The organism is Seinonella peptonophila (assembly GCF_900129355.1).
Classification (GTDB): Bacteria; Bacillota; Bacilli; order Thermoactinomycetales; family Thermoactinomycetaceae; genus Seinonella; species Seinonella peptonophila.
Window position 1 is genome coordinate 285148 of the sequence record NZ_FQVL01000002.1, and the last position, 26945, is coordinate 312092.

The window sequence follows — 26945 nt, forward strand, 5'->3', positions numbered from 1 at the left end:
ATTGTTAGGCAAGATTTCTAATTCTCCCATGGGCTTTTTCTTGCTTAAATTCCAATGTGTACTCCCCTACGATCTGACCCGTTACATAATCCCCTTTTTTGCCCATGTATTCGTGGAAGAATTCACGATTAGCAAGAGGACGGATTTTACAACGATTCAAGTCTACGAGCATTAATTCATTTGAATTAAGATTGTTATCTAAGATTATTGGGAATTGTCCGAAATCCGTAACTAAACTATCAACTACTTGACCACGAACATTATCTTGGCGCACAATATTGATTTTATTTTCATCGATTGTTGACAAAGCACGTTTTTGTTTAGCTGGTACAAGTACGACATGTTGTGAGCCACCAGTAAAACCGCCTTTTTCAAAGATATCTTGTGCGAGGTCGTTAATCATGTTCATAGTCAAAGGACCTGAGGCAGTATCCACATTGGTAGTAATAAAGGAACGCATACCCTTCATTTGTCGAGTCTGACCTGTTTCGTATTTGACACCATTGATTAAGGCTTTTTCAAATTGTAAAGATAGCTCCTTTAACTTCTTAGCCTTTTCATAATCATATGGATCATTGATTCCATATTGAGACATCGCTAGTGCAGTACCGGAAATCTCAATCGTTTCATCAAAGATTTGTGTAATATTGTCGATTCTTACACGTGGTTTTTTACGTGCAGTACGAGCATCGGCACCCTCAACACCTTCAACAAACATAAATTCGACCACTTGATTATCAGTTAAAGCGGCTGCTGTGGTTCCTGCATATCCACGGGTTACGGTTAGTGTGTTCGTACTGATAGCAGTAATTTTTAGTAATTCTTCTCCAATCTTGATGATTTCATTTGCCGCAAAAATGGAGCCATCATCTACAACAATCGATGTTGCGTTGTCTGCATAACCAGCCCCGTTATTAATTGCGGTTTTATCTGCCTCCAGTTCGTCCTCGACCCATTCATGCTTTACGTTGGTAATTGGTGAACCAAACCCTAACAAAGATAATAGGGGTACCTGATAAGGATCGAGTAGTAACATCTCGTTTACAACGGATTCTATAATACCTACTTGATCCGCTTTATAAATTGGGTTTTTTGCCATTTACAATCATCTCCTAATAATTAAAGACCGAGTTGCCCTCTTACTCGCATAAGAGCAGCTAAGTCCTCGGTTGTTTGTGATTTTTTAAATTTGTCTTCAGCCTCTTTTAAAAGCTGTTCATTTGTCTTCTCAACTTGGTTTGTATTTGGGTTACTTGCGTTTCCAATTGGCTTGGGTGCTTCTTTTTTTGCTGAAACTAAAAAAGGCTTACTCTCGGTAAGCTCCTTGACCAAATCTTCAAGCTCTATATAGTTGCCTTCTTCATTGGGTTCCAAGGATGAAAGCTGATTGGAAGCAAGTTGTAAAGCGTCCTCTACATACTCAATTCCTGCTTTCCTTGCCTGTTCTCGAAATGAATTGTGTAACTTCTCTTTTTGTCTTTCTTCCTGCAAACTGGAGTAATTAGTTTTCAATTCATCCCGTTCATTGCTGAGTAATTCAATTTGTTTCTGTAACTTCTCTAATTCGGTCATGTTCTTTTCTTCAGCTTGGGATTTAAAGGAACGTAATTCTTCAAGCTCGCTTTTAATCTCGTCAAAGCCTTCATACTTCTTTTTCATCCGATTCAAACGATCGGTTACAGCTTTATTGATTCGCTCGTTTACCTCATCCTCGGTAAAAGTCTTAATTTCGGTACCTGTATCTTTAACATCCTCGGCAGGATTACTATTATTTTGTAACTCTAATTTATTTTCATCTGACATATAAAAATCATCTCCTTTACTCATTAGCTTTTAATGTCTTCAAACGGTTTGGACATTAAAAAAACACGACAGTTTAATGACGTATCGGAGGTCGATTATCACAAAAATTATTTATACTTGAAATAATAAATACACTCTGATATAGTAAATTGAACCTTGTTTTATATAGTCTCTCTTTGTCCCAGAAGGGAGAACTATATTATGCACAACAATAATGGCAATAACAAGAACTTTGTAACTTGGAGCGACTTGCTGCAAGCTATCAATGTATTTGTAGCAATATTTTTTGGCTTAATTGCTACAGGTCTAAGTCTCTTTTCAATTGTCATTGCTCTTCTTAAATAACCGCGTACGCGGTTATTTTTCATTCCTCTCTTTAATTTGTGGTGGTAATGCTTCCAAATTCCTAACAGGAAAAACATGATGCTTACAGGATGGATGAAAGATTTCCTTAAACTCATAAGCCCTCAAATCAGATAACAAAGGGTAATCGCCTGGAACATCCGCCGTCAATTTCACAATCTTTCCTTCCCATTTCCTACAACTTGCATGTTTGGAATTATGGGAAGAAATCACGCCATAGTAGGCTTCTCTTTTTAATGACTCATTAATGGTTCCTTCAAATTGAGCTTGCATGACCTTTGTTCGTGCTACCATTTTTGAGTAACTTTCAATGGTCCAAGTTCGGTTAGCTCGATCAATGATCGAGAAATCAGCAGCTTGACTCGCTTCCTCTTTTAATCCTCGAATGATGTTTCGATAGTTCTCCTTCAAACTAACCCCTATTTCACGATTCCTAATATTCTCCATGACAACCCTTGTTACCACGTCTTTTACTCGTTGGCTCGTATTTTGAGTCATTAAGAGTAGGTCATTGTAAGTAACCTTTTTGATTTGATTCACGGTTTGCTTGTTTAACTGATTTCCCATTTTCACCGTATCTTTTGCTGCTTTCATTGCGGGTTGTAATCCCAAAGTCATGAGCGTAATCGCAACCCCCACGATATAAGCGTAATTAATCGCCATATCTACCCAAGTGAAAAGCTGCTGATTGGTTGTAATTAGGATTTCATCAATTCGTTTTTCTATTTCTCGTTGATCTTTGGGGCTTAGATTTTGGAAATCAATAGAAAGTAAAAAAGCCTTCAGTTGGTCTGAAGAACCTTGTAAAATCTGCTCCAATTTTTCAATTAACTCATTGTAAGTTTCCCTTTCTTCTGGTGGTTGGTAGGTCATGATTCTTCACTGCTTTTTTCTGGTTGGGGTTTCTTTGGCTCTTCATTATCCCAGTTTAAGTCAACGCTTGGATTCATTTGTTCCTGCATTCGCTTCAATGCTTCGTCCTGTTCACGATTGATTGAATCATAAATTGCCTTGGCTTCTTCAAAGTTCATGTTCTCTAATACTTTGATTGCTGATAATTGATCAATGGTTTGCTTATTACCTGTTCTAAGAGCCATGATTTCGGCTAATTCTTTATCATTATTTGGGAGCCCATCTTTCCATAAGATTGTAGGCATTTTGGGTTCATATTCTGGGATGGAAGTTTCATACTTTTCACGTACAACTTGCTCCAACTGCATAGCAGACAATAACGTCTTTCTCATTGCCCTTTCTAAGTAAACTCGAATTCTTTTTACCTTAGACAGAATAGGCATGAATCGACCTTTTATCGCTGCTCCGTCTGTATGTGACGTTCCAGTTCCACCAGATTCCAACTCAGTAATTGCCGAACCGAATAACCATTGAGGCGTTTCTTGGATCGCAAATACTAGCCCAATCAATCGATCCAATTCTCTAAATGCCGCTTCTAATTGGCTATTCCATTCAATGTAACCCGGCACAATTTCTCCCGCTTCAACCGGGATATATCGACCACCTGATTTAATTTCACTTGTTCCGGCTGGTGGTCCATACATTGATGGATCACTATGTTTCCAAAGTACATAATCAATTTGAACTAATCGATCCTCAATAGCTGTAACCAGACTCTCTATTTTTTCAATGTTGTTGTGACCTTGCCAAGTATCGTCACAAGCACTATAAGGGAAATGGTGAACTGGAATATGATTTAGTCCCGTTTCCACTATGTCAGCTTCTCGTCCTGTTGGAACCTGCTCTATAATATCAAAGAGCTGTATATTTGCCCCGTATTTGGTACTAACTGTCTTCTCAGCTAATCGATATCTTTCATAAAAAATATAGCCTGAAATGTGCCTCTCAACATTGAGATATGGAATCTCTTCTTCATTTTCTAATCCTGGAATTCGATCTTCTAAGAAACTTAAAAAAGACCGCTTTTTTCGGTCTTGGTACGAGACATAACAGATATTGATTGCCTTGAATTTCTTATTGTTTAAGTTGACCGTTTCTGGAAACACGAAGTTAGCAGGAACTGGTTCTATGATTACCTCTGGTTCAACTCCTTCGGGTGTGGGTAAACCTAAACTTGTTAATTCACTGTAATCCTCTCGGTAATCGTAATAAACTTTTAACCAACCGTCTCCACGAATTCCAGATGAAACAACTAATTCATGACCCATTGTGTTCAATTCATTATCATTCGTTATTCGCTCTAATGCTTGTTGTTCTGGGGTTTCATCCTCACTTACCTGATAATTAGGAGGTTCCCCAAACATTAAATCGGCTGGTTTGTTGGTGAGTGCCTGGACCATATGGAATCCAATATATAACAAGGCTAATTTCTCAGCGTGTGGCGTGTCTTTTAAAATGTTGGTTGCTCGTTCTACAAGTTCTGCCTGCTTGCCTTCAAAATAGTACTTGCCGCGAATGTATCGGGCAATTCTTGGGATGCTTTCATCATCCGGGAATTGATCCCCTACATCAAATAGTTTCAATGGCTACACCTCCTTAGTATTAATAGTAACGTTCGAATAATGACGATAGCCCCATATGGGAAAGTACCTGAGTCACAGAATCCTTATAAAAGCCTCTCCATTTTTTAGCCTTCATACCTCTTAAAACAGGGAATATAAAGTCCTCTTTTGTCTTTTTGAAGGATTTAATCCTAATCGAATTACCGCTATATTCAGCTTCTCCGTGAATATTACTGATACGCCAAAAGTTATCATCGCCCATAAAATGATTTTTTCGATCATCATAATACTTCTGTATCCATTTTCCATTAGACTTAAGCCCGACTAAATATTCATTAGGACCATGATAGACTTCAGTTATTACGCCATCTTTACTTATAACATCGTATTGATAAGGGACTGTATCCCAAGTCTTGTTATCCCAATTGCAATTGATGATTTTAGGGTTACAATGAATATTCTCGATTATCTTAGCTAAAGGAGAGTCTGTATAAAAAGGTCTTTCATTTCTAGGTATTACAAACCAATCATGTCTTTCTGCAAGTTTTTTATGATAGTTCTTTATTAGTTTTGGTTGTATTCTAGGATCATAACGTTCAAATACCTCTCTTTCAGGTAGATAATATCTAATCTTTTAATCACCTCTTTTTCATTGATCTGAATTTCAGTATTGACTTTCAAAGCTATTGCATATATATTTATTATGGGTTATTATTTGGATTTTTTGTCACTGAGTTCAAAAATTTTTTTGAGTATTTTATTTACTGCTTCACCCGTGTTATACCCTTTTTCATGTGGGTTTGTCCGTAACACATGCCAACCTAAAACATTTCTCATATGTCCCTCACGTCTTACTTCATAATCTTGATCACGGTCTTTGTGATCATCTTCATCAATCTCTAATGCGATTTTGTATTCTGGTAAAAAGATATCTGTTTGCTTATCGCTTCCCTCAAAATAAAATGACTTCTGTAAATCAATTTCATACAAACCCTGAAAAGCAGCCTTTACAGTTGCAGTAACGGTAGCTTCAGGAACTTCCCGGACAACATTTAAATTTGCTTGTTTAGCTATAGTTGTAGCCTCTTCTTTTCGGGAACGATCTAACACGATTCGTAACCCTGAATCATTTATATATAGGATCTTTTGAATCCCTGATTGTTTAACCATATTTTCATTTTCTTTGATTCGGTACACGATAGCACCAGTTGATTTATAACCTAAATGTTTCTTTGCATCAGTAGCAGCTACATACACAACTCCATCTATTTCTAAATGTCTAATTGTTGGGTCAATTTCGAGCAGAATTTTAGCTATGTCTTTTGGTTCTAGTTCTTTGATTCGTTCTTCTAAAATGTAAATGCCGTGTTTACGAATTGATGGAAGTACTTCGTGTAATACCCATCGTTGGAATTCATGAATATGAGGTTTGTTTCTAGAACTCGCACGTAAAACCCATTTATATAGAGCTGGCTCTTTAACTACTGATACTTTTTGCTTTCCTCCAAGGGTGTCCAAAGTTTGGATACCCTTTTCATCTTCATCCAACTTATCCAAAGCAGTCGCATGTCTTTTCAAACCGATGACATCAGCAACGTCTTTTGCAAGAAACCAAAACTCTTCACTTTCATCTACCATTGCGGGCAGCTTCAAACCTTTAAATTCAAAATCAACTTCTGACACAACTTTAACCTTACTTCCATCGTGCAATTCAATAATATTATTTTCCATACTTATCACTCTCCGTTTCTCCTTCTCCCTGAAATATAAAAAAGGCACTCAGAAACTGAGCACCTTTTAAAGCCTACCTACAAGGGGGAGAGGAACCTTTTACGTTAAGGAGCGACCTTAACGCAAGGTAGGCTATGTATTTGGTTTTGAATCGTTATGTGATCATAAAAAATAGCCCCTACCAATTAGGGCAGAGGCTTAATTACTTTCTACTATATATGTGCAGTCAGAAGCACGAAAAGGGACATAATTTCGAGTAATTTTTATTGTCTTCAACTTAATCCGTATTTTCGTAGACATAGAAGCAATAAGTATGCTTTCATTTATTTAACGCAACATCCGATTAGCCTATCTCAGAACCCTGATTAGGCCAGCAACCGTTCGACATCGTTCGAAAGGAGAGAAGTGAATCTTTTCCACCTCATCGGTCTTCTTTATCTCGCTTACATGCTTGGAATCACCTACAGCAAAATACGTCATCCTTTCATAGGTGGTGGAATAACTGCCATTTCGATAACTGTAGGCGCAGTGGCGGAAATCAGCAGCCAGAACACTGGAGAGCTCCCTATTATGGGAATCGCTGTTGGTTTTGGTTTCGCAGCTATAATCGCCCTCATCATCGATAGTCTAGACGACTAGGTAAGCTACCTCTCAGAAAGACCGTCCAAAAGCAGTCATACCTCCGCAAGTTCGAGGGATGGGCTGCTTTTTGGTGTTGAAATATATTTTTAAGACACCCAGAAAACCTGAGTGTCTATGTTTATAAATAGAGAAATTATTAAATGTATACTTCTTCTACACTATCAATTTGTACAAAAGAATAAGAGAGAAGCGGGGTAGTATGAAAAGTGAATAGATCAGTTAAAACATGATATATACTTGTACTTTCAGTATCTCCTAACATAACTTTTCTCGTATATTCTTTTATAAAAACTGTTTGATCTACTGTTTCAAAAGATAGCGTTACCTTATGGTGTAGTTCAGGTGTCGTCTCCGTAGGTGTAGCACTTATGACAGTTGTTTCTAATCGTTTTAATATCTGATTTCTAGTTGGATTAAAGTCAAAATTAAAGTATCGAACCATCGCAAAGCGTCTTGCGTTTGCTTCATCTGAATTCGGAACTTCATATTGAACAGGTGCAAGTGAGATTTCTTGATCATCTTCTAGTACTAACGCCTTCGTTTCGACCACGAAATCAAAAGCCATATAATCTCCCCAATCCTAAAAAATATTTTCTACTATATATGTGCAACCAGAAGCACAAAAAGGGACATGATTTTGAAATAAAGTTTAATATATTTTTATATTTTTCCCAAACGCTTCCTTGCAACTTGAACATACCCTTCATCTTTTTCAATCCCAATGTATGAATACCCATTTTCTTTTGCAGCTACAAGCGTTGTACCACTACCGCAAAACGGGTCTAGTACTGTTCCACCAAAAGGAGTTACTACTTTAATTAACTCAGCCATTAATTCTACTGGTTTTTCTGTTGGATGCTGCTTCCCTTTTGGGGTAACTCTTTTCGCTTGAATTACATTTCGTCCTTTTTTTGTTTCATATTTTGCCTTACCTTTCACAAATTCCATCACTAACTCATGTTGTGGTCGAAAACCAAAACCTAAGCCCATAACACCTTTATCCCAAACAATAAGATTCCTTAACTGCAAACCAGATGATTCTAAAGCAGGTGCTAAATGGGGATACATTCGCCAATCACAAAAAATTAGCATGCTTCCACTTGGTTTCAATAGTCGATTACATTCAATAGCTACATTTCTTATGAGCCAAATTAAACCTAAAGTAGTCATATTGTCATTGACAAACCAGGTAGATGCAGACCTAATCATTTGTGTACTCGCCTTCTTTTGGGCTTCAGTAAATCCACCTGAACAATAAGGCGGGTCTGTTATCACACTGTCAATACTTTCGGTTTCTATCGTCTTCATAACTTCCAAACAATCACCTTGAATAACGCTGTTTATCATGATGTATAAACCCCTTTATTGGTGATAAGAAAGTCAAAAGGAGCCAAATTAGGCTCCTTATTTTTTAACTATCGCAATCACAGCAGTGATCACTGAAGTTATAAGAGTCAATAACCCTATTAACTCATCCCATGTTACGTTACTCACTTGCGGGTTCCTTTCTTTCTCTTGGTTGATAAACCCCTACAAGTGAGTACAACATATTTATCCTAAAAAGGTAAATCAGCAGTTGTAAACTGAGTTGGTAAGAAATATCGAAACTTAGGATCAGCAAGTAGAGCTTCAAATTGAGTTGGTACACTATGATATCCAACCGCAAATGACCCAGCAGCAGGGTTCCAAGCCTTATAAGCTCTTGTTGCTTTTTCAATCTTGGCTAATTCGGCTGAAGTGGTAGCAGCAGTTTGGTAACTGCCTCCTGTAACGCCATTTTGAACATCCAATCGAGATAACCAAAAACGTACATCACTGACTACACCACTATTCCAAAGTTCCCAAAGAGCTTGGGCCACTACTCTATGTTCGTCATGGGTATCTATTGGAGACATCGTTTTATAGCTTGTGTTAGCCGGAAACTGCGAAATAATACTCTGCATTGCTGTTTTAAATCCAGCAACTGTTCTATTAGTGGTTCGCATCAAGTGGATATTTGATGGTGGTACCCCTAACTGTCCTAACGCACTACGAAACTCCTTATCACGAGCATCATAAATATCATTCCATGTTAAAGGCGAGTATCCTTCAACTGCTGGATCATGGCGAGAACCCCAATAACCAGATGTAACAGGTGTATTAGTATCGCTGTTATACCCGTTGATTGCCCAACGAGCAGAAGTATTCCCTCCATCCGTCAATAGAACAACGTGGGTATCTCTTCCCGCTGCTATGTGACGCAAAATATCAACCGACATTGAAAGTGTTTCATCGTCTTGATGAGGGCTAAAAAACACTGCTGGTAATGGCATAGTGTAAAACCTCCATAAAGTTGTTTTGAGTATAAAAATAACCTCTATCGATTAATAGAGGTTGGGATGATACCTATAAAATTATGAATAAAAGCAATTGTTTCTCTCGTAAATCTCGTACATAATATCATTAAAAAGTTTAAGGAGTTTTTGACAGCAATGAAAAAACTGAAAATACATCATTGGATTTTAATTGGAGTTGTGGCTGTATTTGCATTTGGAATTTTAGCTATAAGCATATTTAATCTAGTCACTTCTAGCAGTTTAGACTCAGGAATAAAGGATTCCAATATCACAGGAACACAAATCTCTATTATGGCAAATCAAATTTCTATCATGAATTTCCTTCTAACCTTTATTGGTCTTGCTGGTGCACTTGCTGGAGTTGGTTTTACTGTTTTCGGTTATTATCAGTCGATGAAGTTTCGCGATATGGTTAAAGAAGAATTAAATAAAAAACTAGACCCCATTAAAGAAAAAATAAATAATAACACCAAAGATATAATCGATTTTTCAAAGGAACTAATTACACTAAATGATAAATCAGATCACCAAAAAGAACTAACAGATGATTTATATCTCGATTTCTTCGAATCAAAAATTAACTCTTTGATTCTTTCTGGTTATCAACAAGAGAATATACAAGTACCATGTAATAATATAAAACAATTGAATGAAATGATTAAAATACACAAAGATTGTCTAGATCATTTCGTTCTTTTCTACCAAACAAGGGTAAATATGGTTCAATTTATAATCAAGACAACTTCCACAAGAATTGCTTCAGAATTAGATCGACATAGTCAACAAAAATCACTTATAGAAGAGTTTGGGTCAAAAAAGCACCTTGATGACTACCTAGACAAAGTAACAAACGAGTTTATAGATAGAATAAACCAATTTAAAAGAGCCCAAAAATATAGACTCTTCTCGACAGAAGAAGTTGTTCATCTAAATAGCCATTTCAATTTTTAGAAGATGTAAATATTTTGTTGAACTTCTCGACTTATTACATCCACCAGGGCTTCTCAATAATCTCTCTAGGCCCTCCATTTCTTGCAATACTAACAGCCATCTCTAATGCATCCAGTAAATCATCATGTCCATTTGTCCCATACTTCTCAAATTGCTCCAGCAATAACGAGTGTCTTTTGTTAAACAGGATTTTCCCGCCTTCAATATCTGGGTGCATTGCTTCGATTCTAAGCTCTTTTCGAGTACGATTCTTTACTTCTTTTACCCTCGTGTATTCGGGGTAATTAACCGCTTTTAATCGTTGCCTGAGAGTCCATACAAGGAATTCTTGGGCAACGTTCGCATCTGCTGCTATTCGGTCAGGTTGCCACTCTACAACCTTGTCCACGATCAAATCAAGGAATTGATCTGGATGCAATTTGTTCCCGATCGCTTCCGCTACATACTTTGTTTGAGTTCTCCTATTCTGAGCCAATATGACCAACGCGGAGTAATCCCCTCGTTCTTTCTTCCCCATTGCAAAATCTACACCCATAAAGATATCAAATTGAGATGACTTGAAATCTAAATCAGGATCATAGTAATGAAACGTCTCAGGATCAAAAAGCATGGATTCTCGGTCAATAGGTTCATTTTGGTATTCAGTGGAGAACGCCTTTGATCCATTGTCCCATTTCCACTTATAGAGCCTATAAAGCGGCTGTACATCTGCCCAAAGTACTTCAGACGATTCATCCATTTCCTCTTTGTGTTCCTGATAAAATTCCCATGCTTGTCTAGCACGTATTTGTGGAACCTCATCTGGGTTTTTATATAATTCCTCACATTGCGCCCACAAATCTTCCTTTTCTGGGGATTTGATTATAGCCTTATATACTTTTGTGTCAAAATCACCACGTCTATGAAGTACATCCATCAAAAGACAATCAGGATGTACCGTAGTTCCCATATAAATAAGCCCTGTTTTTCTTCCTGCTGGATCGCCTAGAGGTACAACGACTTTAGAAAACCAATCCTTTAATTTGGCTCGTAATTCATCAGTATTCGTATTATCGCTATCCTCCAAGTCATCACAGATGATCAAATCAGGTCTAACCCCATTCCAGTTACGACCACGTAAAGCCTGACCTGTCGAGGCTGCTTCACATAAGGTTAGGAGCTTTTGGTTATGTTCAGATATCGGATACCAAGCAACGAAACGCTCAGAACTATCCCGTGGGTTTTCCTGTTTCTTTGGTGACAAGAGTTCTCCAAAATCTGCCCTTAATTTCTCGTTGTGTTTGAGTTGAAGCGCGATCCACTCCAAGTTCTTGCTAGCCACGTCAGGCGTGATTGAAATAGTGATGATGTACTTTCGTTTTCTAAACAGGATTTCTCTTATTGGGAAGCCTTTTGATAAATAGGTACTCTTAGCATGACCACGAGGAGCAGCACGGCATATTTTTAAATTGGGTTTCTTGTTGGATACCAAATCCATGTCTCTACATATTTCCCTATGAAATTCGGCTGCATCTTCAGGTGAATCTAATTCGAACCCTTCCCAATTTCCCGCGTTATCTGGGTTCTGATTTTCGCCGAAATACTCCCAACAAAAATAGAGCAGGTCAATTTCTGCTCTATGGATTCGTTTCAGTCTCTTCAGTTCCGTTAGATACTCATTTAACTCAATCAATCCTTCATCGTTCATCTGATCCAGATTAACGGAATTGATGTATTCGGTTAGAGTTTGAATCATCTCTTCCCGTTCTTTTCGTTTAACAAATCTTTTTTCTGATTCAATCCACGCCATTTATAGCCTCCTTTCTGGGATGGATTTTGGACATAAAAATAGGACTCAAATTAAGAGTCCTGTTATTGGGTGATCATAATTACCACTTGTATATATTTGGTAGTTGAAATATATTTTTGATTCTCGGATTTTACTTCCACAAGCCGCACGCCATCTCTAGGGGTGCCTTGGGGGTTTTAGAAAATTCGGATACTAATTAATAAAATCCGAATAATTCAAATAATCAACCCAACATAACCATGCCTGTAACCTTTAAATATTGAATCGATTGATCAATAAACTAATCCTCAAACTTAGTAACATTATAGTCGATTAGTTGTACGATTGTTTAGGTAACCACTGTAACCCCTGATATATAATGCTTCGTAGGCTAATTCAATATCATTCGTTAAGGTTACATTTCTGTAATTTTGTTACCTTAATACATACACTTAATACACAACACTATATATAGTATTCATATGCTACATATATCACTATATATAGAATACCTATACCCATACAAATAACCCCTATATACAAGCCCTAATATGGAATTAGCAGTATAATTACCCCCTGCTCAAAAATATTTTTAGGGGTCGCGCATTCCCAGGGTTCAGGATGTGTAAAAAGGTATTGGTGTAGTTAACTGTACACTAACAAATGTTTTATAAAATTACAATTGTAACGAAAGGTTTATCTAATATTAATAACTTTACAACAAACCCCTATTACCCTTCATTTTTTTCTGCTTGGAACTCTTCAATTCGGGCTCTTAATTCCGTAACGTCAACCGTATTGTTATGGACCTCAATTTTACTATCTTCTTTTTTCCCTAGTACTTCATTTGCCTCTAGAATAATCTTTGCTGCTGCTGCACTCCTATCTTCTACTGCTGCATCTACCATAGACTGTAAAACGTCTGATAATTGCGACTTTGTTTCAGAAATAACCATATTATTATACTCTCTTTTAAAATCAGGTCTACCAATCCAGGTATAAATAGTAGTTCGATTAACCCCGATTTCATCCGCAATTTGTTGCATGGTTCGACCACCTTCAAGCAACATAAGCATTACTTTTCTATGCCTTGTGTCGAGTAACTTTCTTTCACCTTTTTTAGCCATACATTACTACCTCCTCTCTTTCTTGAACCTTTACTCCATCGATCCAAATTTCTGGTAAATGACATACGTTTTCTAATTCATGCTGATTCTTGTATTCTATTTTTCCATTCCATAATTCAAGTTCTCTCATGTTGCGATCAACTGTTTCAAAGTCCTCGATAAAATCAATAATTGCTTTCACATAACTAACATTCATGTTGGTTTCAATAGGTTTAATGGGTTCTTTCCAAATAGGTATAATCCCCAAAATGTAACGGTAAGGTTTACCTTCGTAAATCTCAATAGTACATACTTCGTTTTTTCTGTCTACTTCTACAAAAGATGTATAAACACGGAACATGGTTTTTACAATGACTTCCCTAAATTCTCTTTCCAAATCACCACCTTCTTTCTAAACAATAAAAATAGCCTTACTCAAAATGAGAAGGCTTTTATTTCCTTTTTAAGGTTATAATTTACTTCCTATTTGGATTCCACGAATCCATCTTTAGGAAGCTGTTTGTATTAAGGACTTTTTCATCTTTCTTTTATTACTTTTTCTGTGGATAATCTTTTTATTTATATAACTATCTTGACAGATAGTTATAACGTTAACGATTCGCGAATCGTTAACGTTATCTTTTAATCTTTTCTTTATCTTATTGATACTAACTTCACTCTTTACTTGTATTTCGGCTAAAGCCTCATACAAGTATGTGAAATCTTTCTGCGAAAGATTCCCCATACTATATATGCAGCCACGAAATAAAAAAGGGACATGATTTTTAAAAATGACACAAATTATTCATAATTGTATTCATAAATGATTCACAAATCTATCTACGCCACTTTTGAGATTTAACTATTCATCAAATAAAAATTTATATATCAATTTATAATTGACAAATCAAATTAAATTTGATATACTTAATTTATCGAAAGGAGGACAACAATAAAAACCCTCTAGATGCACCACCATCTAAAGGGTTTGGGTGAAAAATTCGGTAAAATCTTTCACCCCTGATTATATCACAAAGGGGAAATGAAAATGTTCCAAAAAATCGAAGTTGGAAAAGTAGATATCAAGCAAGATGTACTGGAATTAATAGACTACCGCATGCTAATGCTGGTATCTATTTATAACCGATACTTATCTTGTGATTGGGGACTAGTTGATGCAAAAAGACAAGCAGCAAATGACCATGTTGTAAATGGTGGTTTATCAGGCGTGATGTTAGCAGAATACGAACTAATGGGCGGAATAGTTCGTATTGTAACAGTTGGGTACGGTACCGAAAGTTGTACGACCACAATTGATTTAGTAAACAAGTAACCATTGGTAATACGGTTGACTACTAGGGGTTCATTCCCCTAGTTTTTTTATGGATTGTTGCCTAATCCCAATACAGCACCTGTATATTTTTTATCATCCAATTTTAAACTGATGATAAACGTTCCGGGTTTTGATCCGATAAAGCTCATTTTGTCAAATTGTTTAGCCAAAGTTGCACTTTCAAAAACAATTATCTTTCGATCATTCGGAGTAATAGCAGTATGGTTGTATTCTTTAATCATTTTTGCATCTTTTGGAGAAAATGTCATGGCAAAATTTAAAGCCTGTTCTTTACTCGTGTAAGGTTGTTTAAATTTAAGGGTAATGTTACTTGCTCGATTATCAGCAAAGACAACTAAATTCCCTCCTCCAAAATTTCCTAACATTTCCGTGCCCTTATTTTTCCCAAAAATCCTTTCAAACGCCTCAATCGATCCACCCAACCCCGCAACTGATAAACCTTTACTTTCATTATTCGACTTCTGCACAACTGATTTTATTTCTTTTTCCTTTGGTTTATCGGTTGTTGGAGTGTTCTTTGCGTATGGATCTTCGATTGGGCTTTGACAGCCTACCAACAATAATAAGATCAATAACAAACTATACATTTTAGCCAAATAAACCACTCCTGATTAAATAATCTATATATTATTCGGAATGGATTTATTTTTTAATGAATATTTTATATAGTTGCAAATACTAAAAAGAACCCCTATAAAAGCGGGTTCTTTTGTGCTAGAATCAAATTTGGGCATTTTATTGTGTGGCGTTCGGTTTAGCTTGCCGGCGGACCGGACGCATAACACATTTAAGTGGAATATAGCGACCATCAACTTTAATTTGTAATTGTCCAAAAGGACCGATTACAATGTCAAATTCATAAATCGTATTGCCACGTTTTACATAGAAGTTGATTATTTTCACGTTTTCACCCCCTTTCATTAACATCTTGCAGGGGTTACTTTCTATGTTGTGGTTTATTGCGGCTAGAACTCGTTTTAAATCTACGCGAGCCGTATTTTGCTCGAATTTCCTCTTGTGGCGTTGAGAAACGCAATTTCTTCTTGCTTTCAATCCCAGGAAACCAATACCACAATTTCTTAGACTTTGACCATCTAAACTTTAATTCCTTAATCAACTTTGTGTATTGTTGATAGTCCGTTTTGGGTGTTTCCAACCAAATCCAGTCTGCTATAATCTCAATTGTTAAATCCGGGAATTTTACCAAGGTAGTAATAATATCTTGGAATGTCATGTCGTTTGGATCAGCTTTTTCATATTCCGCTTGTCTTTCTTTTTCGTAATCCGTTTCGGGTTGTGGTTCCTGAGCCTTTAAATTTCTTAGTAAGATTTGATACTGATTTTTAATATGAATGATGTCTTGATCAGTACCCCCGCGGTCTGGATGATATCGGAGTACGAGCTTTTTAAACTGCTGTTTCAACTCAGTTACATTTTTTGGGCTTTTAAAATACATATTCAATTTTCAAACTCCCTTTATATGTGTTATATTTGGGAGTAGGGAACCGCTAATTCCCTACTCGTTGGCGTTTACTCAGCGTCTGAAAAGTCATCCCCGCCATAGGATGGCTTTTTCGTTTTGGCTAGCAGTTGATCGATTTCCTTACCGTTTATTTCTCTACCTATTTGATTTTCGAAATGATACTTTAGGAAAATCTTTAGGTCGATAATATCGTCTATCGGAATCGATCCAGCATCTTCCATAGCTCCTAACAGTGATTGATATTGAACTCCTGAACCATTATCAAAGGTGAACACTGGATTAGCTGTTACTTTGCCGTTATGGATGTAGTAGAATCCAACAATGTTAGGCTTGATCATTGGAACTCACCTCCTTCCAAATGATCTATTGAATTGTTTACTGTTATCGCCTCCCTCGATTTGATACTTTAAGTATATCAAATTTAATTTGATTTGTCAATTATAATTTTATAAATAAATTTTCATTTGACTAATTGACCTTAACGTGCTATTCTAACTGTAATTAAAAATTACTTAGAAAGCTGGTGTATTCAAGTGGTACAAGCGATAAGAGATTCTGGCGCGGCATTGAAAAGAGCAAAACTTGATTTAGAGGAAGATTTAGGAAGAGAAGTACCATTAAAAATATTCGCACAATTATTAGGAGTAACCACCTCATCAGTTAGTGCCTATTTTAAGGGTAAAGCTACACCACCTATTGATAAGGCGTTTTTGTTGTGTAAGTTTCTTAATAAATCGATGCACGAACTATTCCCCATGCATATTAAATTTGATAGCCAAGAGTTAGACTTTCTTGATGACTTGCGAAATAACGATAACAGCGAAGTTATTGAGTTAATAAAGTCAAGGTTGACAACATCTGTTTAGACGTTATTTCTTTACACAAAAAAAGAATGAGCCAAAACAGCCCACTCTTAAATCCAAAAATATTGTCTTAACATCATCTCACACGCAACCTTAATATTATGATTTAAATACTCTGTTTCGAATGCATAATCGTTATGTATATACTTAACATACCTTTTCTTGTCCTGTTGATCATCTACTACTATTTTAGCGTTCTTGGCTCGTAGTTGTTTCTTCAAATCAAATAAATCGTTTGAAATCGATAGAATGACCTTATCAATCAATTCATTGTATGCTACAAACATTTTCAATTGCCTCATTCTTAATCGATCCCATTCGAGCGTTGCGCGGAGGATTTGTAAATATATTGTTTTTTGAATCAATTGGGCAACTTCATGATCATATATTGACATATATTCTAACGCCTTCGTTTTTCCTAGGTTTCCCAAAACATTGTAACAAAAAACGCGAGCTTGCGACCCGCATTTCTCAAGAAGTTTTGTATTGCTCATTAAATAAGCGATAATAAACAGATTGATTTTCCATTAACTCCCTATGATTTCCCATCTCATGCACTTGTCCATTCTCAATAACTATAATCCTATCCGCATCTCGAACAGTAGCCAAACGGTGAGCTACAACAACAGCAGTCTTACCTTCAAAAATCGACTGTAAATTCTTTTGGAGTAGAGCTTCGGTTCTCGCATCTAACGCAGATGTTGGTTCATCCATTAATAAAACTTTTGGATTTCTGAGTAAAGACCTAGCTATTGCCAGTCTTTGTTTTTCTCCACCTGATATTTTAATTCCTCTCTCACCGATTACTGTATTAAATCCTTCAGGCAGTTGTTCGATAAAATCATAAAGTTGTGCCTGTTTGCATACCCTAATAAGTTCCTCTTCTGTAGCATCTCTCTTTGCATACATTAAATTCTCGCGAATCGATCTATTCCACATAAATGTATCTTGTGAAACAAGACTGATATGGTTTCTTAGATCGTGAAGGCTTATTGTCTTTAAGTCTTTACCATCTAAAAATATCTGTCCTTTGTTAGGATCATAAAAACGCATAATTAAATCTAAAATAGTCGACTTTCCTCCACCTGACGGTCCTACAATTCCCAAAAACTCCCCTGATTTAATTTCAAAATTAAGATCAGATACTTCACCACGACCCTCATTGTAAGAGAAAGTAACATTCTGAAATTCTATACTACCTGAACAGTCACTAATAGCTACTGATGGAAGGTCATTTCTTTCTTCTAATTCTATGATTTCAGTGATCAGTTTTAGCTTTGGACGATATTCAAACGTCTTAGCAATGGCAAACTGAATTTTTTCAAGTGCGCCAAACAATTGAGGGAAATATACTGTAAATGCAATTAGAGCACCAACCGTCATTTCACTGTTAAAAATTTGATAAGCTCCAAAAGCAAAAAGAATCCCCAATCCTATAGATCGTTGCCCCTCAATCAAAAGATCAGAAAATGAATATATAACAAAAGTACGATTTCTAACTTTTCGATAGGAATCAATCCAATTAGATTGATAATTAAACTCATTTTCCTCCTGTGTAAATGTTTGTACAGTTTTTAACCCCGAGACAAATTCTTGAGAATAATTATTAAGGTCCGTTTGTAAATCCATTACTTCTTCCGCTAGCTTCCTTGATTTTTGCAAATATTTAGTGGAAAGGTAGTACATAGCTGGTAAAAGTATCATGACTGTTACTGACAACTTCCATGACATTATGAACATGATTACTAATATGCTAATAAATATCAGAGAATTGAAAATTCCAGGAATCAAACACTGTGTAATGTATAAGTCCCCAATCTCCCCACAACTATAAATCCTTGCTGCTATATCTCCTGTCTTAAAATTATGATAAATTTTAGGAGGCAAATGCAATAGCTTATAAAAAATGCCTTTTCTTAATTGATCAGTTACGAACCCACCGATTTTATGATTATGTAAACCACCCCAATTATCAAACAAGGTGGCAATAATGGGTAACAAGATTAAACCAAAAAGTGAATATAATAAAAGAGACCAGTTCTGATGAGGTATCGCCTGGTCCACAATGATTTTCATTACCCACGGTACAGCCAGATTAAAACCAATCGCAATAAGCGTTAATCCTCCACCTATGATCAAATATCTTAATTTTCTCTTAATCAATTTGACCACTGCATAATTAGCTTTATCAACCTTCATTCCTTTTAATCCACCCTTCGTTAATAAGCTGCTTTTTGAAGTCTTGATACTCATTTTGAATCTCTTCTTTATCTCCATCTACCTGTCTATATATTGCTTTTAGAGACTCTTCATCATTTTTCTCATTTAATATTGCATTCCACATAATTTGAGCACTCTTATTCAATTGGTAGTAAACCCCATTTCGAGCATCTAAAACTGACATCTCATCATATAAAGCACTAATTTTGATCCAATTATTTACTTGATAAAGTGACATTCTTTAAATCCTCCCTCTCTAGTTTTTTTAACCAAAGCTCTACCATACAGCACGCTATTAACGCTGAAGCTGATAGGGCTAATTGATTATTTTCCATAGATTTAATCTTTATTGGATCAATAATATTAAATTGGGTCAGGTATGCTTGTTCATTTAATATCGAAGTAACCTGATCTCTATTTCTGATAACATAAATTTCATGAAACGCTGTCATCACTTGTTTATGATTCCTAGCAATACAACTTGGCGGCAATACATCAATAAACATTGCGCGTTGAATAAACTTATCTACCCACTGCCCACCAGTTGGCAAATCCTTATAAACAGAAGGAAGTGATAGCGACCATTCCATTAATTCTTTGCTTGAAAACAAATCGAAAAATCTGATATCTCCTTCGCTCTCACTTAAAATCATATCTCTATCTATATCTGATAAAGCGACAAATTGAGAAGCCTGATCCTGTAAAATATTTTGTGTATTTATATTGTCTAAAGCCTTTTCCGTTAAAATTGGAGCATACCATTTGTACCTAGGGTGGATCTCACTATCTTCTTTTATTTTTGGTGTTCCCCAGGCTTCGTAAATATATCGTAATGCTTGCTGAAAAGGGAAATTTTTAAAAATTGTTTTAATCGAAACTGAGTCATTTCCTCCAAAAATGTTATCGCCTAAATTTCCTGTTGCTATTGCTTTTAAACCTCTTTTTTTACACTCAGTGATAGTCTTTTGGTATAACTCATAATAACCGTGATTATATGGTATTAGTTGATTCCACTTAGGAAGGTAAGAAGCTTTGTTAATTAACTCAATTCCATCAATCTCTGTAAAAGGAATTGATAAAAAGTTTGCAACATCTTTTGCATATCGTGATTCATCGGCTGGCGTCCCACTAAAGGACCAATGGAATGCTTCTACCTGATGTCCTTCTTTTTTTAAAAATGCAGCTACAGATGAAGAGTCCATCCCACCACTTAAAATCACCCCAATCGGATCCTGTAAATCTAATCTCTTTCGGATAGTAGTTCTCATAATTTCACTTGCTAGATTTATAAAGTCTTCCATACTTTTTTCTTTATATATTCCTTGCTCTAAGTAATCTAGACATTCTATTCTGATTTTTCCTTCTTCGAAAATCAATACATTCCCTGCTGTAAGACGGTATACATCATTAAAATAAGTATCTTTATTCAAAATATCACCTAATACCAAAGGTAATAGGTTATTCTTATTTACTTGACTGAGTAGTGGTTTATCTCTTAAAACCTCCCCGATATCTGATGAAAAAAATAATCCATTTGTATCATATCGATAAAAAAGCGACTTTTGACAAACCAAGCTTTTATACAACAGTCCTTTTTTATGCTCATGATCATAAAAAGCTAGTAAAAAAGCACCATCAATCTCCTTTAGTATTGAATAATCTTCTTGAATCAGTTTATAAAACGCCTGGTTTGAATCTCTATTTTTTCCTGACATAATTCTTAAAAGCTTACTGGGACCGCCCCAGATTTCACCTTCAATATTGATATATGTGCTAGCGTCTGAATAAAATTCCCCTGAGCATCTTTTAAACAATTTAGTCACCTGCCATTTTAGGAAAACGATGTAATTCGTTAAAGTGATTTTTCACCCCAGATGGATCACTCACTGGTATTCCAAAAGCCTCAACCCAAGCATGGTAAGGAAAATCCAATGTTGAATTCATCGCAGATTTTGATCCAATGACTACCTGAGCCTCAATGTTTAAATTTCTAAGAACATAACAAAGCACTGAAGCTCTCTCAATGCATAAAGCTTTATCTTTTCGAAATATATTCAATATAGCAAATGTCAAAGTAGTAATCTTTCTAGCAAATAAATAGTCTTCATAACTCTGTTTTCTCATAACTTTAGTTTCTTGATGCATCAATTTTATTGCCCCTACGTTATGGTACTTAATTATAGAAATCACTGTTGAGTAAATCACCTTAAAGAGTTGAAGCAATGTTAGCTTAGAAGTAGATATATTTTCACTTGATCCCGTCATCATTGATTGATAATAATCCATTAAGTTACACCCCTCTTGATAGAATAGGGTGCAATCAATGATTGCACCCTTGTTGTAATTAGAGATTGATACGTACATTAGAAGCCAATTTAGACCACTGGGTTTTCATTCCATCGTCATTATTTTTTCCATTTTGTCCTGTGAGTTTTTCCAAATCGCCTACAGCCATAATCGAAGGTTTTTCAAACTTGATTTTTTTGATCATGATCATACTCCTTTCGCTTTAATACTTTTATTATAAAGCTAAATAAATCATTTTTTCATACTAGTTTAATTATTCCAACATCTAACTTTTCCGTTTCGGTAATCGTCTATTAATTCCTAACCGCCGCAAATTAGCCCAAATGGTATAAGGTGTTGATTGAAGATAATCTGATATTGCACTTACAGACATTTCTTTTTGCCAATATAGATCATACAGTAATTCCTTCAATTCATTATTAGATAGTTTCAATTGCCTAGATAGATGATTTCCTTTTGAAAGCTTGGGTATACGATAAAGCTCAAGATTACTGAGAATCGTATTAGGTGAACACTTAAAGTGTTTGGCTAAGTCACTGTAAGTAAAACAATCTTCAAGATACAATTTACTTAGTTCATCTTTAGGAAGCTTTCTCACAACGAAACCTCCACCTTTTCATTCAAAAAAGTAACCTTGTAAGGTCTTGCCGAACAGACCTTTTAATCACCTGGACTTTATCTGAAACTCATGCCAAATACTATTTTGTGTCAAGGTGCTCTTCCGTTTCTCAATCTCTCCCGACTCCATAACTAGCAACTCAATCTTTAAACAATTCCATTAACTTTCTCGAAACATGTGACATATCTTGATTTTTAACTACTAACTTCCCATCGACTAAAATCGAATATGCACGATCTTTTTGATCAAAGACAACTTGTATTAGATCGCCAGTTGATGAATGTGTCATTATTGATGCGGCATCACCTTTTTGTAAATCTCTCAAACTTATTTTACATTCCTCTTTCACCAAATCATTCTGCTTTATAATAGTAGGTAATGATACAAGATATTGTTTTTTCTCCAACTGTGAAATCAGTTCTGTTGTCATTCCTAATTCTAGTCGAATAAATTTCTCTTGAAAATCTGAACTAGTAATTGCTGACACCAATTTTTGTTGGTACATTTGTAATGCCAGTTGCAATACACGTTGCTCATCTTCATTGACCCAAAGTGTTAATTTTGTTTTCATGATTTGATCAACTCCAATGAGTGGGTGTATTATATATTTGATTACTAATTTTGAAAGGTAGATATCTTGTTTCCCCAAAACTTTGAATTTCTACCTTTCCCTTTATCTGTTCACGAACACTTTTTTTAATCCTCATTTCTGGAAATTCCTTGCTTTCGATTAAATCACCCTTCATTAAAACTTTTTGTATTTGCCTCCTTCCGTTATCAAACGACTGAGTAATAACTTGGAAATCCATTATAGACTCCCCTTTCTTGTTTAAATTCAACCTGATATAAACACTAATGTAATTAACTACTTTCTCTCAGGAATGTTTGTACTTTTTTGACTGTCCCTATATTCATATTCTATTATTTTTGCTACAATAAAACAAAGTATAGCAAATCGTAAAAATAGATTGTTTTTCGTTAATTTTCGTTTTTTACTATTCTAAAAACAATAAATTCACGAAATTACACAGGGATAATTTCTCATTTTCCGAAAAATACCGCTAAACACCATCTTTTCGCAAAAAAAAATAAACTTTTTCAAAAGAGGTGATTTAAATGGATTTGGATCGCAAAGCTCTTGGGGAACAACTGAGGCAATTACGTAAAAGTAAAAATTTAATTATTAAAGACATTGACTCAATGGGTTTATCAGGTGCATCGGCAAGCAAAATAGAAAATGGTCATCCTTCAGTTGGACTCAAAATGATTAAAAAATATTGTGGAATTTTGGGATTTGACTTTAGTAAATCACCAATGCTTGACAATCAAACAGTTGAAAAAGATCAAGACAAGCCTCTCAAACTAAAACTAACAATAATTGAGAATTTGGTCAGAGATAATCACCCTAAATTAGCCTTAGAAAAGCTAAAAGAACTAGATTTACACCCGTCTCACACATTAAAGGCTACTCATCATTTTTTAAGAGCAAAAATATATTTATTAAAAGGTAATGTAAATGAGGCAGAAAATTACTTTCAAAAGGCTATTCAATCGATTGAGAACCATCCAGAATTCGCTCTTAAATCAAACATTAAAGCGAACGCCTTTGTGGAGCTAGGGTCAATCGAATACAAGAAAAATAATTTTTCTAACGCACTAAAGTTAGCAAAAAGAGCAGAAGAATCATTTATAGAACAAGGAGAACGGAAATTTTTAAAACATGTGATACTGATGAATCAAGCCGTTTATCTTGAACTGCTCAATAAAAATGAGCAATCTCAAGTCATCCTAAATAAAATCAAAAACGAGATAAATGAAATTGAACATCTTGATGTTATCTTGAACATGTATGACGTAAATGCAATCATTTTACAAAAGTCAGGGTTATATCGTAAAGCAATCGAATCCATTGAAAAAGGACTAGAAATAGCTATACAAAATAATAAGCATGGACGAGCAGGAGAGCTATGGAAAACGCTAGGAATAATCACAAAATCCATGCATAAAAATGCCTTAGCTATTGAATACCTAGAAACAGCAAAATTTTTACTGAGCAATCACAACAAAAAACATCAACTCATAGTTGTAGACAAAGAACTAGCTGAGATATATAACAAACAAAAAAAGTGGAGAAAGGCTAAAAACTTACTCCAATCTTCACTAGCTAATATTGATAGTAAAACGCATATACTGAGATATATACAAGCCAGACTCACTCTTGGGATTAGCACATATCATTTGAAGGAATACGAAGAAGCATATGAACATTTTGAACAGGCGTTGCAATTATCTAAAAAACACAATTTAAAATCACTTGAGTACAAATGCACATTAGAATTAGGTAAATTATTGAAAGAGACTGATCAGACAATGTACAATCAAAATCTAAACAGACTTTTCTCACTAGCCCTTGAGTTAGAGGAAGAAGGAGGTGAGATTAATGAATAAATTACATGGAGATGATGATATAACATAGCGGATTGTAATTCTCAAAAAGATAACCATCATTGAAACGATGGTTGTCTTTTTATTTCATATCAACTGTAATACACAATTAGTTCCCCTGGCCTCCTACTCTCTCTTTCCTTCCGCTTCCTCTCACTATTAGCCGCCTTTATAAACTCATCCTCAACCCCATAAATCCGTTCCCTATTTTGTATCCATATTGGATACCACTCACGCCTTAATTGCTCTTTGATTGGTATCTTTTTATTACGAGTACTATAGTCTATACCATCTGTTCCTATGTGACATTCTCCTGAATCGCTGGTTAGACGACTGATTAAAACTTCTTTACTATGTCGTCTCTTCAACTGATAATCTGTTAATATTGGGTACTCATGACGGTTCCGTTTCCACGGGTCCTTATCCTCAAATTCCTCTTTTAAAATAAAATTAGCCAACCATTCAAGTTGGCTAGAATCAGGCCTTTCATTTTGTGGGTATTTTTCATTTCTCGGAACCTGGTCTATATATCCATCAATTAAATTCTGTATTTTCTCAACTCTAAACTCGCGATTAGATTCGTTCTCTTGGATTAATCCATTCACATCTAATTTAAATCGCTCTTTATAGTCCATCTCTTCACCCTTCCTTCCTAGTAATCCCATTGCTTAAATATATCTGCTATTTTCCTACATGCTGACTTGATCAATCTCTTAACTTGACGGGTTGATATATTCATAATTCGGGCTATTTCATGTATGTTACTGACTTGATCATATTTATAAATCAGTACGTTATTTTCCAATGATGTCAACTCGGCTATTTGTATAGCTCGTTGTAGATCAATTAAAAAATCGTTTAATTCAGTCCGTTGATATCTTTGTTCATGAATTCGATGGATATTCATTAAGACCTTATGAACTCCTTTCCGTCCTCGAATTCGATACTTATAGTTAAAATTTCTCTCGTCTTGCCCTGGTACAAATCCGCTTTTTCCCATATTTACATCTCCTTTTCTGTTTGAATTCCATCCCCTAGTTCATCGAAGGGAAAAGAAAAAAAGACTCAAGCGTATAAGCTGAGTCTCCTGTAATCCATGATTGAATTTACTTGATCTTTAAGATCATCAAGTGATCCCTCATTCTCAACTAAGAAATCATAAGTCATTACCTCTAACATCCGTTCCGTTTCATCTCTTAACTGTTTCAAAGTACATTCATCACCACGTTCAATTATTCGGTCTATTCGCATTTCTAGTGGTGTCTCTATTTTGATCACCTTTACACCGTGATCTTTAGCCCAAAGCCTTTCATTTGGCTGTCGGATATCGGTTATTACAAACTTAACTTCCTCTACCTCATCAAATAGGCTCAAATGGGTATTAATATCTGCAACCATTAACTTAATCCAAATATCAGAATCAATCTTGCGGCATTCTTGTCCGAACCATTGATATAAACCACGATCCTTTGCAGTGGATTCTCCAAATAAATCATTAGCGGTTATTTTCAATTTGGTACCAAATGCGAACTTGATATATCCGTAATTCTCGATCAAGTAATCTGCTACAGTATCCTTACCCGACCTTGCTTGCCCCATTAGACCTAAAATTCGAGTGTTTTGTTTTAATTTCAAATTAGTTGTATTCGCGCTATACTGCTCCATAAATTGTGGAACCAGTTTCTTAAAATCGATATCAAATTTATTCATCCTCTGATTCCTCCGTATCCAAATAAATTAAAAGCTGATTCTTTTTTTACTTTATATGCCAAACGGTAAAGACGACCCAAATCTACACAATCTATCAAATCTAAAGTACGAAAATAACATAATGCAAAATCTTTCATTTTTGCATCTATCTTCTGTACATAACTTTCCTTGTCAGATAAATCCATCCCCCAAAACAAACGATAATGTTCAATCATAATTTTGTTAACTTGTTGAACTCCTATTTTGGGAATCGTCATAAAAAAATAACCCTCCTCGATTAATTGAAATATGTGAGGGAAAAACCTTGAAGGGTATCCATAAGGGTCAAGATCAATAACATTGAATTTTTGTTTTTCATAAATATAGTGATGAATTCTTTTGAAAGAATCACATTTCATTATCTTTAAATTAGGATTCTTTATTTGCTCTAATCTGCAAATTTTGGTTTGATCAATATCATGTGCAACCACTTCTCCAAATTCCAGATACAACTTTGTTAAATTACCATTACCAGCGTGCGTTTCCAGAATTCGATATTGTTGATCCTTTGATAAAACCCTGTTAATCTGTTCTTTCTTCTCAATAGGATGGTGATGTTTATCGTTGTTTTTAGACTGGTGTAACCTTATATATTTGTGTTTCACACTGGATACTGTTGTATTTAAAACTTCTGCAATCTCTTTGTAGCTTTTATTTTCCACATCCTTCATTCTCAAAAGCTCTTTTGCTAACTTATCAGACCATTTCATAATAAACGGACTTTTTCAATA

General features: G+C 35.4%; 34 protein-coding genes. 6 read left to right on the forward strand and 28 right to left on the reverse strand.

Translation table 11 applies throughout. The features are described 5' to 3' along the window. Positions 1–4 precede the first annotated feature (4 nt). Both BUB71_RS05780 and BUB71_RS05785 read right to left on the reverse strand, forming a co-directional pair. Entirely contained in the window at positions 5–1099 is a 1095-nt protein-coding gene (locus BUB71_RS05780) for an SU10 major capsid protein (protein ID WP_073153693.1), read from the reverse strand. Positions 1100–1119: 20 nt separating this feature from the next. Further along, positions 1120–1803 carry a phage scaffolding protein gene (locus BUB71_RS05785; RefSeq protein ID WP_073153696.1) on the reverse strand — a complete coding sequence of 228 codons (684 nt, stop codon included), beginning with the start codon at positions 1801–1803 and terminating at the stop codon, positions 1120–1122. Positions 1804–2004: 201 nt separating this feature from the next. Here BUB71_RS05785 and BUB71_RS19435 point away from each other — a divergent pair, with 201 nt between their 5' ends. Next, positions 2005–2148 (forward strand): hypothetical protein, encoded by a 144-nt coding sequence (locus BUB71_RS19435; protein ID WP_175552292.1) that lies wholly within the window; start codon positions 2005–2007, stop codon positions 2146–2148. Positions 2149–2160: 12 nt separating this feature from the next. Here BUB71_RS19435 and BUB71_RS05790 read toward each other — a convergent pair whose 3' ends face one another. From BUB71_RS05790 to BUB71_RS05805, 3 genes are all read right to left on the reverse strand, one after another. Continuing rightward, positions 2161–3039 carry a phage minor capsid protein gene (locus tag BUB71_RS05790; protein ID WP_073153698.1) on the reverse strand — a complete coding sequence of 293 codons (879 nt, stop codon included), beginning with the start codon at positions 3037–3039 and terminating at the stop codon, positions 2161–2163. Next, complete coding sequence (locus tag BUB71_RS05795; RefSeq protein WP_073153700.1) at positions 3036–4661, reverse strand: phage portal protein; 1626 nt, start codon at positions 4659–4661, stop codon at positions 3036–3038. Before BUB71_RS05795 ends, BUB71_RS05790 begins: the two co-directional genes overlap by 4 nt. Before the next feature lie 690 nt (positions 4662–5351). Then, a complete protein-coding gene (locus tag BUB71_RS05805) occupies positions 5352–6371 on the reverse strand; it encodes a BRO family protein (RefSeq protein WP_139278993.1) in 1020 nt (339 codons plus the stop codon). 405 nt (positions 6372–6776) lie between these two features. Between BUB71_RS05805 and BUB71_RS05810 the strand changes: the two genes are divergently transcribed. Next, positions 6777–7010 carry a hypothetical protein gene (locus BUB71_RS05810; protein ID WP_073153717.1) on the forward strand — a complete coding sequence of 78 codons (234 nt, stop codon included), beginning with the start codon at positions 6777–6779 and terminating at the stop codon, positions 7008–7010. A 139-nt stretch (positions 7011–7149) separates the two neighbouring features. Here the strand turns inward: BUB71_RS05810 and BUB71_RS05815 are convergent, their stop codons facing one another. The 3 genes from BUB71_RS05815 to BUB71_RS05825 form a co-directional block, all read right to left on the reverse strand. Continuing rightward, a complete protein-coding gene (locus tag BUB71_RS05815; RefSeq protein WP_073153725.1) occupies positions 7150–7578 on the reverse strand; it encodes a hypothetical protein in 429 nt (142 codons plus the stop codon). 95 nt (positions 7579–7673) lie between these two features. Then, positions 7674–8360, reverse strand: a complete 687-nt coding sequence (locus tag BUB71_RS05820) for a DNA-methyltransferase (RefSeq protein ID WP_084731156.1) — start codon at positions 8358–8360, stop codon at positions 7674–7676. A gap of 209 nt (positions 8361–8569) precedes the next feature. Beyond that, a complete protein-coding gene (locus BUB71_RS05825; RefSeq protein ID WP_073153728.1) occupies positions 8570–9325 on the reverse strand; it encodes a PIG-L deacetylase family protein in 756 nt (251 codons plus the stop codon). A 159-nt stretch (positions 9326–9484) separates the two neighbouring features. On the opposite strand from BUB71_RS05825, the gene BUB71_RS05830 reads away from it, so the two are divergent. Beyond that, positions 9485–10300 (forward strand): ATP synthase subunit B family protein, encoded by an 816-nt coding sequence (locus tag BUB71_RS05830; protein ID WP_073153731.1) that lies wholly within the window; start codon positions 9485–9487, stop codon positions 10298–10300. 34 nt (positions 10301–10334) lie between these two features. Here BUB71_RS05830 and terL read toward each other — a convergent pair whose 3' ends face one another. From terL to BUB71_RS05845, 3 genes are all read right to left on the reverse strand, one after another. Then, the gene (gene terL / locus BUB71_RS05835; RefSeq protein WP_245815533.1) at positions 10335–12089 is read right to left on the reverse strand and encodes a phage terminase large subunit; all 1755 of its coding nucleotides are present in this window, start codon (positions 12087–12089) and stop codon (positions 10335–10337) included. Between the two features lie 710 nt (positions 12090–12799). Then, entirely contained in the window at positions 12800–13195 is a 396-nt protein-coding gene (locus tag BUB71_RS05840) for a phBC6A51 family helix-turn-helix protein (RefSeq protein WP_073153734.1), read from the reverse strand. Beyond that, complete coding sequence (locus tag BUB71_RS05845) at positions 13188–13571, reverse strand: hypothetical protein (protein WP_073153738.1); 384 nt, start codon at positions 13569–13571, stop codon at positions 13188–13190. Before BUB71_RS05845 ends, BUB71_RS05840 begins: the two co-directional genes overlap by 8 nt. Before the next feature lie 651 nt (positions 13572–14222). Here BUB71_RS05845 and BUB71_RS05855 point away from each other — a divergent pair. Then, the gene (locus tag BUB71_RS05855) at positions 14223–14507 is read left to right on the forward strand and encodes a hypothetical protein (RefSeq protein ID WP_073153751.1); all 285 of its coding nucleotides are present in this window, start codon (positions 14223–14225) and stop codon (positions 14505–14507) included. Between the two features lie 47 nt (positions 14508–14554). Here BUB71_RS05855 and BUB71_RS05860 read toward each other — a convergent pair whose 3' ends face one another. The 4 genes from BUB71_RS05860 to BUB71_RS05870 all read right to left on the reverse strand — a co-directional run bounded on the left by BUB71_RS05860 (position 14555) and on the right by BUB71_RS05870 (position 16349). After that, complete coding sequence (locus BUB71_RS05860; protein ID WP_073153754.1) at positions 14555–15124, reverse strand: hypothetical protein; 570 nt, start codon at positions 15122–15124, stop codon at positions 14555–14557. Between the two features lie 139 nt (positions 15125–15263). Beyond that, positions 15264–15431 carry a hypothetical protein gene (locus BUB71_RS19440; RefSeq protein ID WP_175552293.1) on the reverse strand — a complete coding sequence of 56 codons (168 nt, stop codon included), beginning with the start codon at positions 15429–15431 and terminating at the stop codon, positions 15264–15266. Positions 15432–15465: 34 nt separating this feature from the next. After that, on the reverse strand, positions 15466–15990 hold the full coding sequence (locus tag BUB71_RS05865; protein WP_073153757.1) for a hypothetical protein: 525 nt from the start codon (positions 15988–15990) through the stop codon (positions 15466–15468). Between the two features lie 68 nt (positions 15991–16058). Further along, complete coding sequence (locus BUB71_RS05870) at positions 16059–16349, reverse strand: hypothetical protein (RefSeq protein ID WP_073153760.1); 291 nt, start codon at positions 16347–16349, stop codon at positions 16059–16061. A gap of 195 nt (positions 16350–16544) precedes the next feature. Between BUB71_RS05870 and BUB71_RS05875 the strand changes: the two genes are divergently transcribed. Next, positions 16545–16877, forward strand: coding sequence for a helix-turn-helix transcriptional regulator (locus BUB71_RS05875; protein ID WP_073153762.1), 333 nt, complete (start codon positions 16545–16547; stop codon positions 16875–16877). Between the two features lie 47 nt (positions 16878–16924). On the opposite strand, the gene BUB71_RS05880 is transcribed toward BUB71_RS05875, so the two are convergent. From BUB71_RS05880 to BUB71_RS05915, 9 genes are all read right to left on the reverse strand, one after another. Then, positions 16925–17269 carry a YhjD family protein gene (locus BUB71_RS05880; protein ID WP_139278994.1) on the reverse strand — a complete coding sequence of 115 codons (345 nt, stop codon included), beginning with the start codon at positions 17267–17269 and terminating at the stop codon, positions 16925–16927. 76 nt (positions 17270–17345) lie between these two features. Then, the gene (locus tag BUB71_RS05885) at positions 17346–19073 is read right to left on the reverse strand and encodes an ABC transporter ATP-binding protein (protein ID WP_073153768.1); all 1728 of its coding nucleotides are present in this window, start codon (positions 19071–19073) and stop codon (positions 17346–17348) included. Further along, positions 19063–19332 (reverse strand): PqqD family protein, encoded by a 270-nt coding sequence (locus BUB71_RS05890; protein ID WP_073153771.1) that lies wholly within the window; start codon positions 19330–19332, stop codon positions 19063–19065. Before BUB71_RS05890 ends, BUB71_RS05885 begins: the two co-directional genes overlap by 11 nt. Continuing rightward, the gene (locus BUB71_RS05895; protein WP_073153774.1) at positions 19310–20908 is read right to left on the reverse strand and encodes an asparagine synthase-related protein; all 1599 of its coding nucleotides are present in this window, start codon (positions 20906–20908) and stop codon (positions 19310–19312) included. Before BUB71_RS05895 ends, BUB71_RS05890 begins: the two co-directional genes overlap by 23 nt. A 1-nt stretch (position 20909) precedes the next feature. Further along, on the reverse strand, positions 20910–21380 hold the full coding sequence (locus BUB71_RS05900; protein ID WP_073153777.1) for a lasso peptide biosynthesis protein: 471 nt from the start codon (positions 21378–21380) through the stop codon (positions 20910–20912). A 58-nt stretch (positions 21381–21438) separates the two neighbouring features. Next, positions 21439–21585 (reverse strand): hypothetical protein, encoded by a 147-nt coding sequence (locus tag BUB71_RS19445; RefSeq protein ID WP_175552294.1) that lies wholly within the window; start codon positions 21583–21585, stop codon positions 21439–21441. A gap of 81 nt (positions 21586–21666) precedes the next feature. Continuing rightward, complete coding sequence (locus tag BUB71_RS05905; protein ID WP_073153781.1) at positions 21667–21999, reverse strand: hypothetical protein; 333 nt, start codon at positions 21997–21999, stop codon at positions 21667–21669. 160 nt (positions 22000–22159) lie between these two features. Beyond that, positions 22160–22591, reverse strand: a complete 432-nt coding sequence (locus tag BUB71_RS05910) for a hypothetical protein (protein ID WP_073153784.1) — start codon at positions 22589–22591, stop codon at positions 22160–22162. 7 nt (positions 22592–22598) lie between these two features. Beyond that, positions 22599–22829, reverse strand: coding sequence for a hypothetical protein (locus tag BUB71_RS05915; RefSeq protein ID WP_073153787.1), 231 nt, complete (start codon positions 22827–22829; stop codon positions 22599–22601). A gap of 307 nt (positions 22830–23136) precedes the next feature. On the opposite strand from BUB71_RS05915, the gene BUB71_RS05920 reads away from it, so the two are divergent. Then, positions 23137–24468 (forward strand): helix-turn-helix domain-containing protein, encoded by a 1332-nt coding sequence (locus BUB71_RS05920; RefSeq protein WP_073153791.1) that lies wholly within the window; start codon positions 23137–23139, stop codon positions 24466–24468. A gap of 89 nt (positions 24469–24557) precedes the next feature. On the opposite strand, the gene BUB71_RS05925 is transcribed toward BUB71_RS05920, so the two are convergent. The 4 genes from BUB71_RS05925 to BUB71_RS05940 form a co-directional block, all read right to left on the reverse strand. Then, positions 24558–25100 (reverse strand): hypothetical protein, encoded by a 543-nt coding sequence (locus BUB71_RS05925; protein ID WP_073153795.1) that lies wholly within the window; start codon positions 25098–25100, stop codon positions 24558–24560. 17 nt (positions 25101–25117) lie between these two features. Beyond that, positions 25118–25465 (reverse strand): sigma factor-like helix-turn-helix DNA-binding protein, encoded by a 348-nt coding sequence (locus BUB71_RS05930; protein ID WP_073153798.1) that lies wholly within the window; start codon positions 25463–25465, stop codon positions 25118–25120. 65 nt (positions 25466–25530) lie between these two features. Beyond that, entirely contained in the window at positions 25531–26175 is a 645-nt protein-coding gene (locus tag BUB71_RS05935; RefSeq protein ID WP_084731164.1) for a deoxynucleotide monophosphate kinase family protein, read from the reverse strand. After that, a complete protein-coding gene (locus tag BUB71_RS05940; protein ID WP_073153802.1) occupies positions 26172–26924 on the reverse strand; it encodes a sigma factor-like helix-turn-helix DNA-binding protein in 753 nt (250 codons plus the stop codon). Before BUB71_RS05940 ends, BUB71_RS05935 begins: the two co-directional genes overlap by 4 nt. Positions 26925–26945 lie beyond the last annotated feature (21 nt).

Excerpts from the sequence above, each read along its gene's own strand:
- BUB71_RS05780 (WP_073153693.1), bottom strand. The coding sequence starts at position 1,099 with ATGGCAAAAAACCCAATTTATAAAGCGGATCAAGTAGGTATTATAGAA.
- BUB71_RS05785 (WP_073153696.1), bottom strand. The coding sequence starts at position 1,803 with ATGTCAGATGAAAATAAATTAGAGTTACAAAATAATAGTAATCCTGCC.
- BUB71_RS19435 (WP_175552292.1), top strand. The coding sequence starts at position 2,005 with ATGCACAACAATAATGGCAATAACAAGAACTTTGTAACTTGGAGCGAC.
- BUB71_RS05790 (WP_073153698.1), bottom strand. The coding sequence starts at position 3,039 with ATGACCTACCAACCACCAGAAGAAAGGGAAACTTACAATGAGTTAATT.
- BUB71_RS05805 (WP_139278993.1), bottom strand. The coding sequence starts at position 6,371 with ATGGAAAATAATATTATTGAATTGCACGATGGAAGTAAGGTTAAAGTT.
- BUB71_RS05815 (WP_073153725.1), bottom strand. The coding sequence starts at position 7,578 with ATGGCTTTTGATTTCGTGGTCGAAACGAAGGCGTTAGTACTAGAAGAT.
- BUB71_RS05820 (WP_084731156.1), bottom strand. The coding sequence starts at position 8,360 with ATGATAAACAGCGTTATTCAAGGTGATTGTTTGGAAGTTATGAAGACG.
- BUB71_RS05825 (WP_073153728.1), bottom strand. The coding sequence starts at position 9,325 with ATGCCATTACCAGCAGTGTTTTTTAGCCCTCATCAAGACGATGAAACA.
- BUB71_RS05830 (WP_073153731.1), top strand. The coding sequence starts at position 9,485 with ATGAAAAAACTGAAAATACATCATTGGATTTTAATTGGAGTTGTGGCT.
- terL (WP_245815533.1), bottom strand. The coding sequence starts at position 12,089 with ATGGCGTGGATTGAATCAGAAAAAAGATTTGTTAAACGAAAAGAACGG.
- BUB71_RS05840 (WP_073153734.1), bottom strand. The coding sequence starts at position 13,195 with ATGGCTAAAAAAGGTGAAAGAAAGTTACTCGACACAAGGCATAGAAAA.
- BUB71_RS05855 (WP_073153751.1), top strand. The coding sequence starts at position 14,223 with ATGTTCCAAAAAATCGAAGTTGGAAAAGTAGATATCAAGCAAGATGTA.
- BUB71_RS05870 (WP_073153760.1), bottom strand. The coding sequence starts at position 16,349 with ATGATCAAGCCTAACATTGTTGGATTCTACTACATCCATAACGGCAAA.
- BUB71_RS05880 (WP_139278994.1), bottom strand. The coding sequence starts at position 17,269 with ATGTCAATATATGATCATGAAGTTGCCCAATTGATTCAAAAAACAATA.
- BUB71_RS05885 (WP_073153768.1), bottom strand. The coding sequence starts at position 19,073 with ATGAAGGTTGATAAAGCTAATTATGCAGTGGTCAAATTGATTAAGAGA.
- BUB71_RS05890 (WP_073153771.1), bottom strand. The coding sequence starts at position 19,332 with ATGTCACTTTATCAAGTAAATAATTGGATCAAAATTAGTGCTTTATAT.
- BUB71_RS05900 (WP_073153777.1), bottom strand. The coding sequence starts at position 21,380 with ATGGATTATTATCAATCAATGATGACGGGATCAAGTGAAAATATATCT.
- BUB71_RS19445 (WP_175552294.1), bottom strand. The coding sequence starts at position 21,585 with ATGATCAAAAAAATCAAGTTTGAAAAACCTTCGATTATGGCTGTAGGC.
- BUB71_RS05910 (WP_073153784.1), bottom strand. The coding sequence starts at position 22,591 with ATGAAAACAAAATTAACACTTTGGGTCAATGAAGATGAGCAACGTGTA.
- BUB71_RS05915 (WP_073153787.1), bottom strand. The coding sequence starts at position 22,829 with ATGGATTTCCAAGTTATTACTCAGTCGTTTGATAACGGAAGGAGGCAA.
- BUB71_RS05920 (WP_073153791.1), top strand. The coding sequence starts at position 23,137 with ATGGATTTGGATCGCAAAGCTCTTGGGGAACAACTGAGGCAATTACGT.
- BUB71_RS05925 (WP_073153795.1), bottom strand. The coding sequence starts at position 25,100 with ATGGACTATAAAGAGCGATTTAAATTAGATGTGAATGGATTAATCCAA.
- BUB71_RS05930 (WP_073153798.1), bottom strand. The coding sequence starts at position 25,465 with ATGGGAAAAAGCGGATTTGTACCAGGGCAAGACGAGAGAAATTTTAAC.
- BUB71_RS05935 (WP_084731164.1), bottom strand. The coding sequence starts at position 26,175 with ATGAATAAATTTGATATCGATTTTAAGAAACTGGTTCCACAATTTATG.
- BUB71_RS05940 (WP_073153802.1), bottom strand. The coding sequence starts at position 26,924 with ATGAAATGGTCTGATAAGTTAGCAAAAGAGCTTTTGAGAATGAAGGAT.